Here is a 16,120-nt window from a genome sequence, read left to right on the forward strand (position 1 = left end):
CCCATGATTTCGACCCGTGACAGCGCACGCTCGGCACTACAAACATGGCGTGGACATCTGTGGAAGGTATTCGGCTGCGGTCTGTTCGTGCTGCTCGCAGCCCTCTTGGTGGTGGCTTACCGACAGACAGAGCGTCAGGCGCGGCTGGATGTTCGCAATCTGGGGCTCGCACTAGAGGCGCGGCTTGATTCTGGCTTGCTACAACCTCTACACGCCAATCTGCGTACTCTGGCTACCCGGCTATCGGGCGGGGAGGTAAGTAACCACGGTTTGGATGCCACGTTGATCAGGCGCTTTCACGAAGAGGCGGCTAGCCTGCCAAGCCAGATGCCCTTCGAACTGATCGACGAAAAGGGGCGCCTGGTTGCTAGCAGCTTCGATGGCACCGCCGCGCCTTCCTTCGACCAACTTCGATACTGGTCACTGCTTGCTCGGCAAGCGCAAGACGGTGACTCGCTGGTGATCGAGCAAGATCCTAATCAACCGCGGCTGCACTTCGCCATACCTATCTTTGATCGCTTGGGAAGCAGGCAGGGTTGGGTCGCCACGTCGCTAAATTTGGCAACGGTGCTCGAACTGTTCCACGAGGTAGACGTCGGGCTCCACGGCGTCATCAGTGTACGTCGAGTGGATCGGCCGGAAAGCGTGCTGCGCGATCCCCCTCTGGCCAATCCTCTTGATCCTCAGGAACGCGTCGCCCTGGACGAGCAGCATGTGAGCGGACGCCGTGACGGTGACTTCTATATGCGTTCACCGCTGGATGGCATTGAGCGCCTGTATGGCTTTAAACGTATAGGCGAGTATCCGCTGGCATTAACTATCGGCCTTGCCACCGACGATTACCGAAAGGAATGGCACTACACCTTCGGTTGGGCCTGTGCGCTCAGCGCCGTGTTCTTTTTGGTGATCATCTCTCTGGACCGTCGTCTGCATCGTGCGCAACGGCGTGAGTCACGAGCGACAGCCGACCTCGCATTTATGGCGTACCACGATGCCCTGACCGGGCTGCCGAACCGGCATCGCATCAGTGAGCGCATTGAAGAAGCCATTGTCGGGGGGCTCGCAGAATTCGGAAAAAATCGTACGCTAAGGTTTTCCGGGCATCCGTAGGGGCCGAAACTTCCCGTCTTCCAGTCTGCGGCTCTGCCGCCAGACGTAATCGCCGGTGAGGTTGATGTGCTCCCAGCCCAGCGGCGACAGGAATTGCAGCAGCTCGCCGTCCACCGGCTTGCCGGCCTCGACCAACCCCTGGGTGGCGCGCTCCAGGTACACCGTGTTCCACAGCACGATAGCCGCCGTCACCAGGTTGAGGCCGCTGGCCCGGTAGCGCTGCTGCTCGAAGCTCCGATCCCTGATTTCCCCAAGGCGGTTGAAGAACACCGCCCTGGCCAGCGAGTTGCGCGCCTCACCTTTGTTCAGGCCGGCATGCACGCGGCGGCGCAGCTCAACACTTTGCAGCCAGTCTAGGATGAACAGCGTGCGTTCGATCCGGCCCAGCTCGCGCAGGGCCACGGCCAGGCCGTTCTGGCGCGGATAGCTGCCGAGCTTGCGCAGCATCAGCGAGGCAGTGACGGTGCCCTGTTTGATCGAGCTGGCCAGGCGCAGGATGTCGTCCCAATGGGCGCGGACGTGCTTGATGTTCAGGGTGCCGCCGATCAGCGGCCGCAGCGTCGGGTAGGTCTGCACGCCCTGCGGCACGTACAGCTTGGTTTCGCCGAGGTCGCGGATGCGCGGCGCGAAACGGAAGCCCAGCAGGTGCATCAGGGCGAAGACGTGATCGGTGAAGCCGGCCGTGTCGGTGTAGTGCTCCTCGATCCGCAGGTCGGACTCGTGGTACAGCAGGCCGTCGAGCACATAGGTGGAATCGCGCACGCCGACATTCACCACGCGGGTGCTGAACGGCGCGTACTGGTCGGAGATATGGGTGTAGAACAGCCGTCCCGGCTCACTGCCGTACTTCGGGTTGACGTGTCCGGTGCTCTCGCCCCGGCCGCCAGCCCGGAAACGCTGGCCATCGGAGGATGAGGTGGTGCCGTCGCCCCAGTGGGCGGCGAAGGCATGCTGGTACTGGTGGTTGACCAGCTCGGCCAGGGCCGCCGAATAGGTCTCGTCGCGGATGTGCCAGGCTTGCAGCCAGGACAGCTTGGCGTAGGTCAGACCGGGGCTCGACTCGGCCATCTTGGTCAGCCCGAGGTTGATCGCATCACCGAGGATCGCGGACAGCAGCAACGTCCGGTCTTTGGCCTCGGCCCCGTCCTTCAGGTGGGTGAAGTGGCGGCTGAAGCCCGTCCAGTCGTCCACGTCCATCAGCAGTTCGGTGATCTTGATGCGCGGCAGTAACTGACTGGTCTGGTCGATCAGCGCCTGCGCCCGATCCGGCACCGCCGCATCCAGCGGGGTGATCTTCAACCCGGACTCGGTGAGGATGGCATCGGGCAGCTCGTTGTCCTTGGCCAGGCGGGCGACAGTGGCCAACTGCTCGTCCAGCAGCTGCAAGCGCTCTTCCAGATACTGGTCGCTGTTCGGGTTGATCGCCAGCGGCAGGGCCTGTTCCCGCTTGAGCGCGGCGAACTTCTCGGCCGGCAACAGGTAGTCGTCGAAGTCGCGGAACTGCCGCGAGCCCTTGACCCAGATGTCGCCGGAGCGCAGGGCGTTCTTCAGCTCGGACAGGGCGCAGATTTCGTAGAAGCGCCGGTCGAGGCCTTCCGGGGTGATCACCAGTGGCTTCCAGCGCGGCTTGATGAAGGCGGTGGGAGCATCGGCCGGCACCTTGCGCAGGTTGTCGGCGTTCATCTCGCGCAGCGTCTGCACGGCTGCCAGCACGCCCTGCGCGGCCGGGGCGGCGCGCAGCTCCAATACCTCCAGCAGAGCCGGCGTGTAGCGGCGCAGGGTGGCGAAGTTCTCGCCGACCAGGTGCAGGTGGTCGAAGCCCTCCGGCCGGGCCAGCAGCTCGGCTTCGCTGACGCTCTCGGTGAACTCGTCCCAGGGGATCACCGCCTCGATGGCGGCATAGGGGTCGCTGCCGGCTTCCTTGGCCTCCAGCAGCGCCTGGCCGATCTTGGAGTACAGGCGCACCTTGTCGTTGATCGCCTTGCCCTGCTTCTGGAACTGCTGCTGATGCTTGTGCTTCGCGCCGCTGAACAGCTTGACTAGGATGCGGTCGTGCAGATCCACCAGCTCATCAATCACGGTTGCAGTGCTCTCCAGCACCACGGCGGCCAGGGTCGCATAGCGCCGCTGCGGCTCGAACTTGCCGAGGTCTTTGGGCGTCATCTGCCCACCCTCGCGGGCCAGCTTGAGCAGGCGGTTCTGGTGGATGTGCCGGCCCAGGACTTCGGGCAAGTCCACCAGCTGAAATGTCTTCAGCCGCTCGATGTGCTCAAGCATGTGCCGAGAGTTGGGTTTCAGCGGTGCCTGGCGCAGCCAGGTCAACCAGGTGATGCTGCTGCCGGCCTTGAGCTTCAACAGCTCGTCCAGCTTGGCCCGATGCGAGTCCGTGAGCGGTTCAACCAGGGCGCGGTAGACCCGCCGATTGGCCCGTGCAATGGCCTCCGAGCAAGCCCGGTCGATCACGCTCAACGCCGGCAGGATGCGTCGCTTCTGCCGCAGGCTCTCCAGCGCCTGGCCGGCCAGCAGCAAGCCCTTGTCGGTCTGCTGGGCCAGTTCGGTCAGCTCGCGCACCAGGGCGCGGAAGTCGGACAGGCCGAACGGGGCCAGTTGAAGGTAGGTGCGCAGTTCCTGGGCGTGCTCGCGACGGGTCACATCGCGCTCGCCGTACTTCGTCCAACTCGCCGGATCGGTCTGGACTTGCTTGGCCACCCACAGGATGACCGGTTCGGGCAGCTCGCTGTCAGTGCCCAACGCATAGCCGGGGTAGCGCAGCAGGCAGAGTTGCACGGCGAAGCCGAGGCGGTTGGCGTCGCCGCGCCGCTGACGGATCAGCGACAGGTCGGAGTCGTTGAAGGTGTAGTAGCGGATCAGGTCATCCTGGCTTTCTGGCAACGCGAGCAGGGTGCCCCGCTCCGTGGCCGAGAGGATCAAGCGACGCGGCATGTGTCAGTCGTCCGTGCGGAGGTACTGGTAGAGGGTTTCCCGGCTGATGTTGAACTCGCGGGCAAGCTGCGCCTTGGGCTCGCCGGCCGTCGCTCGCTGCCGCAGGGTAGCAGCCTGCTCATCGGACAGGGCTTTCTTGCGGCCCCGGTACGCGCCACGCTGCTTGGCCAAGGTGATGCCCTCACGCTGCCGCTCGCGGATCAGGGCGCGCTCGAACTCAGCGAAGGCCCCCATCACCGACAGCATCAGGTTGGCCATCGGCGAGTCCTCGCCAGTGAACACCAGGCCCTCCTTCAGGAACTCGATGCGCACGCCGCGTTGAGTCAGCTTCTGTACCAAGCGACGCAGGTCATCGAGGTTGCGGGCCAGCCGGTCCATGCTGTGCACCACCACTGTATCGCCTTCGCGGACGAAGCTCAGCAGCGCTTCGAGCTGGGGGCGCTGGGTGTCCTTGCCCGATGCCTTGTCGGTGAACACCTTGCTCACCTGTGTCTGTTCCAGCTGGCGTTCCGGGTTCTGGTCGAAGCTGCTGACCCGGACGTAGCCGATGCGGTGCCCCTGCACGATGTCTCCTTGGTTGAAGGCGGCTTAAGTGCTCCTTCTGTTCCGTTGTGCCTCAAACCCCGTTTCTGTCAGGCTGAAATCTATGACCTTCGCAGGCATGTGTCAAAAATGCGAAAGATGACTCTATTCTGACTAAGCGGCGCGGCTGTCACTTTCAGAAGGCGACAGCACGAAATATCAAAAGTCGACCGCACGGTCTTTTCTGACGTTGGAGTCGCCTCAGAAAACGGAAAATAAAGCACGCTAAGGCGTAGTTCCCTCGGGCTACACCGCGTCCGCACTGCGCGGTTCTTTCTTCCCTTGCAGTGACGCAATCAGCGGGCAGGAAACGTTCCCCTTCCGCGCATGGCAGGCGCACACCAAATCAGACAGCACGGCCTCCATGCGCGCCAGGTCAGCCATTTTCTCGCGCACGTCCTTGAGCTTGTGCTCGGCCAGACTGCTGGCTTCCTCGCAATGGGTGCCATCCTCCAGCCGCAGCAGCTCGGCGATCTCATCCAGGCTGAAGCCCAGCCGCTGGGCTGATTTCACGAACCGCACGCGCGCCACATCGGCGTCACCGTAACGGCGGATGCCGCCATAGGGCTTCTCCGGCTCAGGCAGCAAGCCCTTGCGTTGGTAGAACCGGATGGTTTCCACATTGACCCCGGCCGCCTTGGCGAATACGCCGATAGTCAGATTCTCCAAATTGTTTTCCATATCGTTTGACTCCGTACATGACTACGGAAATAAGCTTAAGCCATTTGGAATACGTTTGCCATTGCTCTTTTCTAAGTCGAGGAACCATGAATATGAATATATCGACCGAATCGCGACTGGAACTCAAAGCGGCGGTGACGCGTGCGCAGCAGAAGCTGGCGGACGAGTTTCCGTTGCAGGCACGGATCGAAGACGCGCATCCCACGCTGCAGTCGACCTATGCCAGGATTCTCGGTCATTGGATACGCGAAGCAGCACCGCCCGCAGCGGGGATTGGGTCGCAGGCGGTGCTCGACGCGCTGTGCGCGATGGATGCCATCGTCATCGGCGAGCAAGGCATCGGCTGCTATCCCTTCAGCGCTCGCCAGACTGAAATCCACGTTCATTTCGCCGGCAAGAGTGTCCATGCCATGTGCGCGATCGATGCGCTCGCGATTCCACGCATGGTGCGGCACGCCGCGCGCATCATAGCTCGGTGCGTGGTTTGCCGCTGCCACCTCGCCTGCTCGCTGGCGGCGAACGGCAGTGTCGAGAAGGAACATCAGAATCCGGAGGCCGCACGCGTCGTCTGGGAATCCGGTGCGGGAGAAGGACAAGCATGCTGCAACAGCTTATGCGCCAATATCAATTTTGGGTAAGCGGATTAAATGGTTGATCTTACCTTTGCATGAGAGTGAGACAGACCGGCATCTCATCGGATTATCTGGTTGATGCTTCACCTACTGCTGGTGCATGTTTCCTTCGCTAATTCCAGCAAGAACCCCACACGCCTCAACTTCCCGGTCATCGTTGCAACTCGCTCTCAGTGAAACGAGTTGTTTCTCAAGCGCTTGCAGAGCGGTTATCTGCGACCGCACATGAGAGATGTGATCATCGAGCAAGGCGTTGACGGCGGTACAAGGCTGATGAGGGTCGTCCTGATAGCGCTTTAGTTCGTGAATTTCTGCCAGTGACAGATCCAGGATGCGGCAGCGACGAATAAAGGCCAGCCGCTCAACGTGTTTCTCGGTATAGACACGGTAACCGTTGTCCTGCCGATCAGGCGGCGGCAACAAGCCCTGCTGTTCATAGAAGCGGATCGTCTGTGTTTCGACCCCTACCAACTGCGCCAACTGACCAATGCGCATCAGCCTCCTCCCCAACGGATTCTTTACTCTATTGACCTTATAGTAGCTTTATAGTTTTAAATGGTACCACAACATTGTTCAAGTGGAGTCGTATCATGAGCAAATCCTGTGGTGGCGCCTGTGGCGGTGATGCAACGTCCGCAGCGGATACCGATATACAGGCCTCCTCCGAGGCGCCAGGGAGATGGGTCAGTGTTTATGCCGTGCCGAAGATGGACTGTCCATCAGAAGAACGAATGATTCGCCTAGCCCTGAACGGCTTTGAGGAGATTCGGGCGCTGTCCTTCGACTTGTCGAACCGCCGGCTGAAGGTCGTGCATGACGGCGAGGTCGAGCCCGTCACCTCGAAACTGAAGACCTTGGGGCTAGGCGCCTCGCTTCAGGAAACCGTCGCTGCAAATCCGGAGACCATCAAGGCCGCCGAGTTTTCGGCAGCTTCTGCTAAGCAAGAATCCGGGACCCTGCGCTGGTTGCTCGGCATCAATGCACTTCTGTTCGTGGTGGAAATGACTGCCGGTCTGATCGCCCGGTCCACCGGCCTGATTGGAGAATCCCTGGACAATTTTGCCGATGCGGCGGTGTACGGGCTTGCCCTTTATGCGGTTGGACATAGCGTGAAAATGCAGGTACGTGCCGCGCATCTTGCTGGTGTACTGCAACTGATCTTGGCTGTGGGCGTGCTCGTAGAGGTGGTGAGACGCTTTGTATTCGGTAGTGAGCCTGAATCGCTGGTGATGATGGCTATCGCATTCGTCGCATTGATTGCCAATACCAGTTGTCTGCTGCTCATATCCAAACATCGGGAAGGCGGGGCGCACATGAAGGCAAGCTGGATATTCTCGGCCAACGACGTGGTGATCAACCTGGGGGTCATCACCGCCGGCGCCCTGGTCGCGTGGACCGGTTCCAATTATCCGGATCTGATTATCGGCACCATCGCGGGGGGCATTGTACTTAACGGTGCCAGACGCATTTTGGCGTTGAAGGGTTAAATAATGCTCATTATTGGCAAAAAGCTCTCGCCGTATGCCCTATTGTCCATATCGGGCCTGCTGGCAGCGTCTGATCAGGCTGTAAAGTGGCTGGTGCAGCAATCAATGGCCTATGGCGAGTATGTTTCGGTGACCCCGTTCTTTAACTGGGTGCACCTATGGAACACCGGTGCCGCATTCAGTCTTTTTGCGAATGGTGGAGGCTGGCAGCGCTACTTTTTTATCGGAATCGCGGTAGTGGTCTCGATTTTTCTGATCAAGCTGATCCTTGAAAATCGTCATAAAGGAGAAGCCATCGCTTACAGTCTTATCCTCGGTGGCGCCATGGGCAACCTGATTGACCGGGTCTTTCGCGGCTATGTTGTGGATTCCTTTGATTTCTATTGGCGAGACTGGCATTGGCCGGCCTTCAACCTGGCTGATATTGCAATTGTCCTCGGTGCCTTACTTTTCGTTTCCAGCAGCTTGTTGGGTAAAAAAGCAAACACCAATGCCGAGTCGGATGGATCTGACTGACACCTACGCCTATACAACACCATGACCGAACTTCCCGACAACATCCTTCACCTGCCGCAATACCAAGTACTGGGCTGCAAATCAACCGACGACGAAATGCACTTCCAGGTGGACGTGCCCGATCCCATCGCCTGCGAGGAATGCGGCGTGCAGGGTGAGTTCGTACGGTTCGGCAAGCGTGACGTTCCCTATCGTGATCTGCCCATCCACGGCAAGCGGGTCACTCTCTGGGTGGTCCGCCGCCGATACACCTGCCGGGCCTGCAAGACAACATTCAGGCCCCAGCTACCGGAGATGGTGGACGGATTCCGTATGACACTGCGGCTGCATGAGTACGTGGAGAAGGAATCCTTCAACCACCCCTACACCTTTGTGGCGGCACAGACCGGCCTGGACGAGAAGACGGTGCGCGACATCTTCAACGCCCGCGCCGAGTTCCTGGGGCGCTGGCACCGCTTCGAGACGCCCCGCATCCTGGGCATTGACGAGCTATACCTGAACAAGCGCTACCGCTGCATTCTGACCAACATTGAGGAGCGAACCCTGCTCGACCTGCTGGCCACCCGCCGCCAGGACGTGGTGACCAACTACCTGATGAAGCTGAAAGACCGGCAGAAGGTCGAGATCGTCAGCATGGACATGTGGAACCCCTACCGGGCAGCGGTCAAGGCTGTGCTGCCCCAGGCCCGTATCGTGGTCGATAAGTTCCATGTGGTGCGCATGGCCAACGATGCCCTAGAGAGAGTGCGCAAGGGCCTCAGAAAGGAGCTGAAACCGTCCCAGAGCCGGACTCTCAAGGGAGACCGGAAAATCCTGCTGAAACGCGCTCACGAAGTCTCAGACCGGGAGCGCCTCATCATGGAGACCTGGACAGGCGCGTTCCCGCAACTGCTGGCCGCCTACGAGCACAAGGAGCGCTTCTACGGCATCTGGGACGCCACCACACGGCTCCAGGCAGAAGCCGCCCTGGACGAGTGGATAGCCACCATCCCGAAGGGCCAAAAGGAAGTCTGGAGCGATCTGGTCAGGGCAGTGGGAAACTGGCGCGAAGAGACCATGACCTACTTCGAGACGGACATGCCCGTCACCAACGCTTACACGGAGTCCATCAACCGACTGGCCAAGGACAAGAACCGTGAAGGGCGCGGTTACTCCTTCGAGGTGATGCGGGCACGAATGCTCTACACCACGAAGCACAAGAAGAAGGCACCGACTGCGAAGGTCTCTCCTTTCTACAAGAAAACCATCGGTTACGGACTGCCGGACTTCGCAGAGGAACTCAACTACGGAGTCGATCTATCAACCATCTGAGGGTGGTATCAGATTGATGGGGTGAAGGTGCCCCATCAACCATTAAATCCGTATACCCATTTAAGAATGACATTGCGAGCAATCATTTCGTCAAGACAGGTGTGACAGCCCACTGTCATTGAAATCCACCGCCATGCGGCCATGTCGGACGGAATGTAACCACTTGGTTTCGGCCACTGCCACCAGCCGCTCAAGTGGGCAACGTCCAGCGGCAGACGCGCAATGGCAATTGGCAGCAGCCACCAAGAGATACAGAGAGTTCAAGCGTATGAGAGCAGCGTGCTTCATGCTGCTCCACCCGAAGCGATGTTCAAGAGCACGACCCCTGCGACAACCAAAGCAACACCGATTCCTTTGCTGATGCTCGCAGGCTCGCGCAGCGCCAATACGCCAAGAAGAGCGACGCCCGCGGTACCGGCGCCCGCCCAAACCGGATATGCGATGCTTACTGGGAGCGTTTTCATCGCAACACTCACGGTATAAAAGGCCATTCCAAAAGCTACGATGGCCAAAACGGTCGGAAAAACCTTGGTGAAGCCATCGCTAAAACGCAGGGCGATCGCAGCCGATATTTCACAGATGATCGCCACACCTAAAAGCAGCCACGCCGAATTCATGGATTACCTCCATTGACGGTTGCTTCCCAGACCTTGGGCAACGATTTTGACATTAGCAGCCGCTCCTTTTTTCAGATGCGATGTTGAGAATAACGACGCCAGCAACAACCAGTACGACGCCGAGACCCTTTAGCGCTCCGAGCGACTCGCCCAGTTCAAGCACGCCGATTAGTGTCACCCCAGCGGTCCCTACACCGGCCCAGACCGGATAGGCCACGCTAACCGGTAACGTGCGCATGACGCGGCTCACCAAGTAGAGCGCGAGTGCAAACGATGCGAGCGCCACGGCCGTGGGAAAGAGTTGGGTGAAGCCTTCGCTGAACCGAAGGCTGATCGCGCCAGAAATCTCGCCAAGGATCGCGACGCCCAAGAGCAACCACGTACCGCGCCCCGCCGGCGCGGCAATCCTGGCGTTTCCCGGCGACCCAGAAACACAATTGTCCACACGCCCGCAAGTGGGTGCGGCGATGGTCTCGACATCCGACGTCTTACTCATATTGGTCATACCCCGTCCTCATATTGGTCATACCCCGTCCTCGTGAGGCCCGATTTCCGTACAGCCAATCACGCCACGGGCCGTATCAGCCAGAAGTTCCTCGGAAAGGCGCAGAAGCATCTCGACACGCGGATCGCTCAGGCGATAGCGCACGAAACGTCCCTCCTGATCGCGGCGAACCAGACCGCAGTCGTATAGACCGCCCAAGTGGTTCGAGACATTGGACTGCGTCATGCCGGTCGCTTGGACGATTTCGCTGACGGTGAGCGTCCCCGAACGCAATGCCTCAAGGATTGACAGACGGGATGGGTCCGACAGTCCGCGGCAGAGCTTCGCCATGTGTTCAGCTTTGCGGCGAAGCGCGCTTGGGCTCACCGTTCGTGGGTGTAAAGCTCCCTCATTCAAAATATCAGTTCCAGCCTTCTTCATATCATCATATTATCCAATGATGATGTGTTTGTAAAGACACCGCCCTGCCGGCGTTCCTGCTGCAGTGGATCGGGCAGCAGGCTACATGCGAGTATCGAAGTCGGACGGCGCGCTGAGCGTTAACTTGCAACGGGACGCGCTTATTGCCGCTGGCGTCAACCTGGCGCATGCCTACGAGGACCACTCATCAGGGAAGAAGCTTGATGCTCGGCCTAGCCTGACGGCGATGCTCAAGGCGCTGCGCGAAGGCGACACCCTGGTAGGGTGGGAACTTGACAGGCTCGGCGGGAATTTACGCCATCTCATAAACACAGCGCATGACCTGACGCAACACGGCATCGGGTTCAAGGTGCTCACGGGTCATGGCGCTTCCATCGACACCACGACGCCTGCCGGCAGGCTGGCGTTTGGAATTCTTGCCGCCCTTGCGGAATTCGAACGGGAACTGATCTCGGAGCACGCCAAGGCTGGGCTGGTAGCGGCCCGGGCACGGGGTCGCAAAGGCGGTGCGCCATTCAAGATGAAGGCGGCGAAAGTCCGCTTGGCGATGGCGGCCATGGGCCAGTCCGGGACGAAAGTCAGTGAGCTATGCCAGGAACTCGGCATGATTCGTCAGCCCCTTTATCAGCACGTCGGGTCTGACGGCTCATGGACCACTTCACTATCGTTCTCGTGCGAAGAAGCGGCGACGTGGGCGCGGCAGTCGCACATGCCCTGTATAGCGCGGTGTCAAGGTGATTGTGCGTGACGGGTCGCCGTGGGCGTAGACGTGGGCGAAAAGCAGTCGAACATCGCCCCCAGAATGGTTCTCATCCCTATACAGACGTGACTCATCCGCACCTATGCGGCTCCCTACGATCATATGGACTGATTAAATCAGTAGGGAGCAAGCATGAACATACGCCATCTTCGCTGCTTCATCGCCGTGGCAGAGGAACTGCACTTCGGCCGAGCCGCTCGACGGCTGCACATCGAACAGTCTCCACTGTCGCGCACGATCCACCAGATGGAGGCGGATCTAGGGGTGTCGCTGCTCGACCGCTCGCCACGCGGTGTTCGTCTCACATTGGCGGGACAGGTCTTCCTAGAAGAAGCCCGGCGCGTACTGCTGGCCTTCGAGCAAGCTCGGACCAAGGCACGCGCCGCGGCAAAGGGGTTTGGGGAGCAACGGAACAGAAAGTGCACTTAAGCCCAGCGCCTGCCCGCAAACCCTTGTGGCGTCTGGTTAGTTCGGGAAAACCATCCTTTTGTCGAACCCTGGCAGGCACTGACGCCAGGCCGTCCAAACGCATGAAAAGCAGTGCAGAAAAGTCGTTCAGTAAAACAAAGTCTGGATAACCGCCCCTATTTTCGGCAGCGGTGAACTCTAGCTAAGCCTTACGTTGGTTTTTGGTTCCACTGCTCCCCAAACCCCTTTTGCACGCCTGCGCGACTTCGCGGTGGAACGCCGCCAGGCTGCGTTTCTGCTTGGTCAGGAAGCGCTTTTGCAGCAGCTCGCGGATGATGCGCTCGACCGGTTCCGGCAAGCGCCCCTTGCCTTTGCCGCCGCCGGATCGGCCGGGCGTCAGGTCTGTTACCAGGCCAGTACCCTGCCGGGCGCGACGGATCAGGACATATACCTGTCGCCGGGACAGGCCCAGCGCTTGGGCTGCCTCATCGGCGGCTTCATGCCCGACCACCTCAAGCGCTGCCAGTGGCCCGATGATTTCCGTCCGGTGCCGGGCTTGCGCCCATGCCTCGTCGGGCAGGGTGGCCACGCCTTGCGCGGCAATCGGTGGAGTGTCTGATGTCATGCCCAAACCTCGCTTTGGTGCACACGAGTATTGAGCATAGTCGAGATTGGTGCAGACGACTCCTGATATTGGGCTGTCAGGAGCCGTATGCACACCAGGCGTTACATCCAGTCGGATGGTGCGGTCGTCTTCTGAAAACGACAGCGGCCCTGCCTGACATCCAGTTAGGGTATGCCTCAATCTGACGGTAGCGAGTCGCAGGCGTTCGGATCGGCATCGGTTTCGTTCCCTGTCTTGGCACGCGCTTCGAAGCGTTGATAACACTCCAACCCGCAGAAGTGCTCGACGTATTCCGCGCCTTCCGGGGTGAAGGCGGCATCGAGCGGGATTTCCTTGCAGCACACGCAGCAACTGGTGGTGGTCGAGTCACTTGCATTCATGGTGGCACCCCTCCATTGACTGACGAAGACGGCGAATGCCGCCGCCGGCATTGGCTTCGCGAACAGGAAGCCTTGTCCTGTGTCGCAGTCCGCTTGTCGCAATAGATCAAGACTCGCCGATGTTTCCACGCCTTCAGCCACCACATCCATGCCCAGCCCGTGCGCAAGCTGAATCACGGTGTGCACGATGGTTTGGTCGCGGCGGTCGTTGGCGAGCCCGGCGACAAACGATTGGTCGATCTTGAGCGTGCTGATTGGGCAGCACTTCAGATGTTGCAGACAGGAATACCCCGTCCCGAAGTCATCGGCGGCGAAGCGCACACCGATCTGCCGCAAGGCGTCCAGGGCGGGGAAGATCGCCGGATCACCAAACGCGACCGATTCGGTCAGCTCGATTTCGAGATACTCGGCGGGCAACTCGGCATCAGCCAGCACGCCCTTTACCCACCCGTCGAAGTCCGGTCCCACTTGGCTCGCCGAAGCATTGACGGCCAGCCGGAACGGTCGCCATGCCAGCATTCGCCAGTCACGCATCTGGCGGCAGGCTTCGCCCAGCACCCAAGCGCCGATTTCAGGCATCAGGCCGGACGATTCGACCACGGGCAGGAACTGGCCCGGTGGCAATAGTCCAAGCGTCGGATGACGCCAGCGCAACAGGGCTTCCGCGCCGACAATCCCACCACTGCGCAGATCGACGACGGGCTGGTAGTGCAGTTCAAGCTGCCCGCGCTCGACCGCTTGGGCCAGTTCCGGCGTCGTCCATCCATCCGGCCGGAAAGCGCTCATTCTCTTTCCCTGAATGCCCGCAACGCCCGCGACAGGGACAGAAGGAACAGGCCGGTCAAACCGAGCGCCGCGATGACCCAATGCTCGCCGAGGAAAGCACCGGCGGTTGTGCCGGCCAGCACGACAGCGAGGATGGGCAGGTGGCAGGGGCAAGTCAGCACAGCCAGTCCGCCCCACAGGTAGCCGGTGATCGGTTTGTGCGTCTCGGACGGCAAGCGCTCGGGGTTGTTCATGGCAGACTCTCCGCGTGCTGTGCCGGCTCGGTCGGCAGGGTGGCCAACTGCACTTCCAGATCGGCCAACGCTTCGCGCCGACGCTCGACGAACTGACGCAGCAGGGCAAGCTGCGCGGCCGCTTCGTCGCCGTCCGCCGCATCCAGCGCCCGGCACAGCCGCGCCAGCGCGTCGAGGCCGATGCCCGCCTCGAAGGCCGCCCGCACGAAGCACAGCCGTTGCAAGGCGGCGTCATCGAACAAGCCGTAGCCGCCTGGTGTGCACGCCACCGGGCGCAGCAATCCGCGCAGCAGGTAGTCGCGCACGATATGCACGCTCACCCCGGCATCAAGAGCCAGCCGGGACACCGTGTAGGCGTTCATTGAACACCTCCTTTTTCTCACCCGGCGCAGCAGGAAAGCTGCTTCACATCCTTGTTGAAGGTCTGCGCCGCGAGCTTCAACCCCTCGACCATCGTCAGGTAGGGGAACAACTGGTCGGCCAGTTCCTGCACCGTCATGCGGTTGCGAATGGCCAGAGCCGCCGTCTGGATCAGTTCACCCGCTTCCGGCGCGACCGCCTGTACGCCGATCAGCCGATGGCTGCCTTCCTCGATAACCAACTTGATGAAGCCGCGTGTGTCGAAGTTGGCGAGCGCACGCGGCACGTTGTCCAAGGTCAAGGTGCGGCTGTCGGTCTCGATCCCGTCGTGGTGGGCTTCCGCCTCGCTGTAGCCCACGGTCGCCACTTGCGGATCGGTGAACACCACGGCCGGCATTGCGGTCAGGTCGAGCGCCGCATCGCCGCCGGTCATGTTGATCGCGGCACGGGTGCCGGCCGCTGCCGCCACATAGACGAACTGCGGCTGGTCGGTGCAGTCGCCGGCCGCGTAGATGTTCGGGTTGCTCGTGCGCATGCCTTGGTCGATGACGATGGCACCTTGCGCATTGACAGTGACCCCCGCTGCGTCCAGCGCGAGGCTGCGCGTGTTCGGTGTCCGACCGGTGGCAACCAGCAGTTTGTCGGCGCGCAATTCACCGTGCGTGGTGGTCAGCACGAATTCACCGTCCATATGGGCGACCTGGCTGGCTTGCGTGTGCTCCAGCACCTCGATGCCCTCGGCACGGAAAGCGGCTGTCACCGCCTCGCCGATGGCCGGGTCTTCACGGAAGAACAAGGTATTGCGCGCCAGGACCGTGACCTTGCTGCCCAGCCGGGCAAAGGCTTGCGCCAGCTCCAGCGCCACCACCGACGAGCCGATTACGGCAAGGCGTTCGGGAATGGTGTCGCTCGCCAGGGCCTCGGTGGAAGTCCAGTAGGGTGACTCTTTCAACCCCGGAATCGGCGGGACCGCCGGGCTGGCACCCGTGGCGACCAGGCAGCGGTCGAACATCACGACGCGCTCGCCACCCTCGTTCAAACGGACGGTAAGGCTCTGGTCGTCCTTGAAGCGCGCCTCACCGTGCACAACGGTGATGGCCGGATTACCGCCCAGGATGCCTTCGTACTTGGCGTGCCGCAGTTCGTCGACGCGGGCCTGCTGCTGGGCCAGCAGCTTACTGCGGTCAATCGTAGGCACAGTTGCCGCAATACCGCCATCGAACGGGCTTTCCCGGCGCAGATGGGCGATGTGGGCGGCGCGGATCATGATCTTGGACGGCACACAGCCGACATTGACGCAGGTGCCGCCGATGGTGCCGCGCTCGATCAGCGTGACCTGCGCGCCTTGCTCGACGGCCTTCAGCGCCGCCGCCATCGCGGCTCCACCGCTGCCAATGACCGCTACCTGCACCGGGGGCTCGTTGCCACTGTGCTTTTCGGCGGCGGCCATCCATCCCCGCACCTTGTCGAGCAGTCCGACGCGGTTGTCCGCCAGTGGCGCATCGGCTAGCGTTGCCTTGTAGCCCAGTCCGGCCACGGCGGCAGTCAGCGCGTCCGGCGATGTGCCCGGCACGATGGCGAGTTGCGCTGTGCCCTTCGGATAGGACACCAGCGCCGACTGCACGCCTGGCACTTTTTCCAGCGCTTCCTTGACGTGCGCCGCGCACGAGTCGCAAGTCATGCCGGTGATTTTTAGATGGGTCATGCAACAGATCCTTTATCGTTTGTGGCGCCAGACAATGACGTCCGTTGTGCTGCGGTGCC

17 protein-coding genes and 2 pseudogenes are annotated in these 16,120 nt (G+C 61.0%); 7 read left to right on the forward strand and 12 right to left on the reverse strand.

Going from position 1 to position 16,120, the window contains the following annotated elements:
* Positions 1-3 precede the first annotated feature (3 nt).
* Positions 4-1,110, forward strand: a complete 1,107-nt coding sequence (locus JET17_RS11810; protein ID WP_012314197.1) for a GGDEF domain-containing protein — start codon at positions 4-6, stop codon at positions 1,108-1,110.
* Here JET17_RS11810 and JET17_RS11815 read toward each other — a convergent pair.
* The 3 genes from JET17_RS11815 to JET17_RS11825 form a co-directional block, all read right to left on the reverse strand.
* Positions 1,087-4,053 carry a Tn3-like element TnAs1 family transposase gene (locus JET17_RS11815; protein WP_010921731.1) on the reverse strand — a complete coding sequence of 989 codons (2,967 nt, stop codon included), beginning with the start codon at positions 4,051-4,053 and terminating at the stop codon, positions 1,087-1,089. The genes JET17_RS11810 and JET17_RS11815 overlap by 24 nt on opposite strands.
* 3 nt (positions 4,054-4,056) lie before the next feature.
* The gene (locus tag JET17_RS11820) at positions 4,057-4,617 is read right to left on the reverse strand and encodes a recombinase family protein (protein WP_010921730.1); all 561 of its coding nucleotides are present in this window, start codon (positions 4,615-4,617) and stop codon (positions 4,057-4,059) included.
* A gap of 264 nt (positions 4,618-4,881) precedes the next feature.
* A complete protein-coding gene (locus JET17_RS11825) occupies positions 4,882-5,316 on the reverse strand; it encodes a mercury resistance transcriptional regulator MerR (protein WP_011005943.1) in 435 nt (144 codons plus the stop codon).
* Positions 5,317-5,408: 92 nt separating this feature from the next.
* On the opposite strand from JET17_RS11825, the gene merB reads away from it, so the two are divergent.
* Positions 5,409-5,954 carry an organomercurial lyase gene (merB, locus tag JET17_RS11830; RefSeq protein WP_011005942.1) on the forward strand — a complete coding sequence of 182 codons (546 nt, stop codon included), beginning with the start codon at positions 5,409-5,411 and terminating at the stop codon, positions 5,952-5,954.
* Positions 5,955-6,035: 81 nt separating this feature from the next.
* Here merB and cadR read toward each other — a convergent pair whose 3' ends face one another.
* On the reverse strand, positions 6,036-6,443 hold the full coding sequence (gene cadR, locus JET17_RS11835; RefSeq protein ID WP_010794431.1) for a Cd(II)/Pb(II)-responsive transcriptional regulator: 408 nt from the start codon (positions 6,441-6,443) through the stop codon (positions 6,036-6,038).
* Positions 6,444-6,538: 95 nt separating this feature from the next.
* Between cadR and JET17_RS11840 the strand changes: the two genes are divergently transcribed.
* The 3 genes from JET17_RS11840 to JET17_RS11850 are packed head-to-tail and all read left to right on the forward strand — an operon-like array spanning position 6,539 to position 9,262.
* The gene (locus JET17_RS11840) at positions 6,539-7,435 is read left to right on the forward strand and encodes a cation transporter (protein WP_004364974.1); all 897 of its coding nucleotides are present in this window, start codon (positions 6,539-6,541) and stop codon (positions 7,433-7,435) included.
* A gap of 3 nt (positions 7,436-7,438) precedes the next feature.
* Positions 7,439-7,951, forward strand: a complete 513-nt coding sequence (lspA, locus tag JET17_RS11845) for a signal peptidase II (protein ID WP_003821921.1) — start codon at positions 7,439-7,441, stop codon at positions 7,949-7,951.
* 21 nt (positions 7,952-7,972) lie between these two features.
* Positions 7,973-9,262, forward strand: coding sequence for an ISL3-like element ISPpu12 family transposase (locus JET17_RS11850; protein ID WP_004574636.1), 1,290 nt, complete (start codon positions 7,973-7,975; stop codon positions 9,260-9,262).
* A 284-nt stretch (positions 9,263-9,546) separates the two neighbouring features.
* Here JET17_RS11850 and JET17_RS11855 read toward each other — a convergent pair whose 3' ends face one another.
* From JET17_RS11855 to JET17_RS11865, 3 genes are read right to left on the reverse strand one after another with little or no spacing between them, the layout of a single operon-like run.
* Positions 9,547-9,879: a DMT family transporter gene (locus JET17_RS11855; protein WP_011005940.1), complete on the reverse strand. Its 333-nt coding sequence runs from the start codon at positions 9,877-9,879 to the stop codon at positions 9,547-9,549.
* A gap of 52 nt (positions 9,880-9,931) precedes the next feature.
* A complete protein-coding gene (locus JET17_RS11860; protein ID WP_014003980.1) occupies positions 9,932-10,384 on the reverse strand; it encodes a DMT family transporter in 453 nt (150 codons plus the stop codon).
* Positions 10,385-10,402: 18 nt separating this feature from the next.
* The gene (locus JET17_RS11865; RefSeq protein ID WP_012314199.1) at positions 10,403-10,804 is read right to left on the reverse strand and encodes an ArsR/SmtB family transcription factor; all 402 of its coding nucleotides are present in this window, start codon (positions 10,802-10,804) and stop codon (positions 10,403-10,405) included.
* 85 nt (positions 10,805-10,889) lie between these two features.
* Between JET17_RS11865 and JET17_RS11870 the strand changes: the two genes are divergently transcribed.
* Complete coding sequence (locus JET17_RS11870) at positions 10,890-11,552, forward strand: recombinase family protein (protein ID WP_011005883.1); 663 nt, start codon at positions 10,890-10,892, stop codon at positions 11,550-11,552.
* A gap of 144 nt (positions 11,553-11,696) precedes the next feature.
* Positions 11,697-11,960 (forward strand): annotated as a pseudogene (locus tag JET17_RS11875) (LysR family transcriptional regulator); the annotation flags it as partial.
* 259 nt (positions 11,961-12,219) lie between these two features.
* Here the strand turns inward: JET17_RS11875 and JET17_RS11880 are convergent.
* From JET17_RS11880 to merA, 5 genes and pseudogenes are all read right to left on the reverse strand, one after another.
* Positions 12,220-12,597, reverse strand: a pseudogene (locus JET17_RS11880) (helix-turn-helix domain-containing protein); the annotation flags it as partial.
* A gap of 176 nt (positions 12,598-12,773) precedes the next feature.
* The gene (locus JET17_RS11885) at positions 12,774-13,763 is read right to left on the reverse strand and encodes a DUF3330 domain-containing protein (RefSeq protein WP_012314201.1); all 990 of its coding nucleotides are present in this window, start codon (positions 13,761-13,763) and stop codon (positions 12,774-12,776) included.
* Entirely contained in the window at positions 13,760-13,996 is a 237-nt protein-coding gene (gene merE / locus JET17_RS11890; protein ID WP_003132004.1) for a broad-spectrum mercury transporter MerE, read from the reverse strand. Before merE ends, JET17_RS11885 begins: the two co-directional genes overlap by 4 nt.
* Entirely contained in the window at positions 13,993-14,358 is a 366-nt protein-coding gene (merD, locus tag JET17_RS11895; RefSeq protein WP_000995360.1) for a mercury resistance co-regulator MerD, read from the reverse strand. The genes merE and merD overlap by 4 nt, the downstream gene beginning before the upstream one ends.
* A gap of 17 nt (positions 14,359-14,375) precedes the next feature.
* Positions 14,376-16,061: a mercury(II) reductase gene (gene merA, locus JET17_RS11900; RefSeq protein ID WP_003156770.1), complete on the reverse strand. Its 1,686-nt coding sequence runs from the start codon at positions 16,059-16,061 to the stop codon at positions 14,376-14,378.
* Between the last annotated feature and the right edge of the window lie 59 nt (positions 16,062-16,120).

The organism is Pseudomonas putida (assembly GCF_016406145.1).
GTDB lineage: Bacteria > Pseudomonadota > Gammaproteobacteria > Pseudomonadales > Pseudomonadaceae > Aquipseudomonas > Aquipseudomonas putida_E.

Coding starts and splice junctions, on each gene's coding strand:
- JET17_RS11810 (WP_012314197.1), top strand. CDS start 4: ATGATTTCGACCCGTGACAGCGCACGCTCGGCACTACAAACATGGCGT.
- JET17_RS11815 (WP_010921731.1), bottom strand. CDS start 4,053: ATGCCGCGTCGCTTGATCCTCTCGGCCACGGAGCGGGGCACCCTGCTC.
- JET17_RS11825 (WP_011005943.1), bottom strand. CDS start 5,316: ATGGAAAACAATTTGGAGAATCTGACTATCGGCGTATTCGCCAAGGCG.
- merB (WP_011005942.1), top strand. CDS start 5,409: ATGAATATATCGACCGAATCGCGACTGGAACTCAAAGCGGCGGTGACG.
- cadR (WP_010794431.1), bottom strand. CDS start 6,443: ATGCGCATTGGTCAGTTGGCGCAGTTGGTAGGGGTCGAAACACAGACG.
- JET17_RS11840 (WP_004364974.1), top strand. CDS start 6,539: ATGAGCAAATCCTGTGGTGGCGCCTGTGGCGGTGATGCAACGTCCGCA.
- lspA (WP_003821921.1), top strand. CDS start 7,439: ATGCTCATTATTGGCAAAAAGCTCTCGCCGTATGCCCTATTGTCCATA.
- JET17_RS11850 (WP_004574636.1), top strand. CDS start 7,973: ATGACCGAACTTCCCGACAACATCCTTCACCTGCCGCAATACCAAGTA.
- JET17_RS11855 (WP_011005940.1), bottom strand. CDS start 9,879: ATGAATTCGGCGTGGCTGCTTTTAGGTGTGGCGATCATCTGTGAAATA.
- JET17_RS11860 (WP_014003980.1), bottom strand. CDS start 10,384: ATGACCAATATGAGTAAGACGTCGGATGTCGAGACCATCGCCGCACCC.
- JET17_RS11865 (WP_012314199.1), bottom strand. CDS start 10,804: ATGAAGAAGGCTGGAACTGATATTTTGAATGAGGGAGCTTTACACCCA.
- JET17_RS11870 (WP_011005883.1), top strand. CDS start 10,890: ATGCGAGTATCGAAGTCGGACGGCGCGCTGAGCGTTAACTTGCAACGG.
- JET17_RS11885 (WP_012314201.1), bottom strand. CDS start 13,763: ATGAGCGCTTTCCGGCCGGATGGATGGACGACGCCGGAACTGGCCCAA.
- merE (WP_003132004.1), bottom strand. CDS start 13,996: ATGAACAACCCCGAGCGCTTGCCGTCCGAGACGCACAAACCGATCACC.
- merD (WP_000995360.1), bottom strand. CDS start 14,358: ATGAACGCCTACACGGTGTCCCGGCTGGCTCTTGATGCCGGGGTGAGC.
- merA (WP_003156770.1), bottom strand. CDS start 16,061: ATGACCCATCTAAAAATCACCGGCATGACTTGCGACTCGTGCGCGGCG.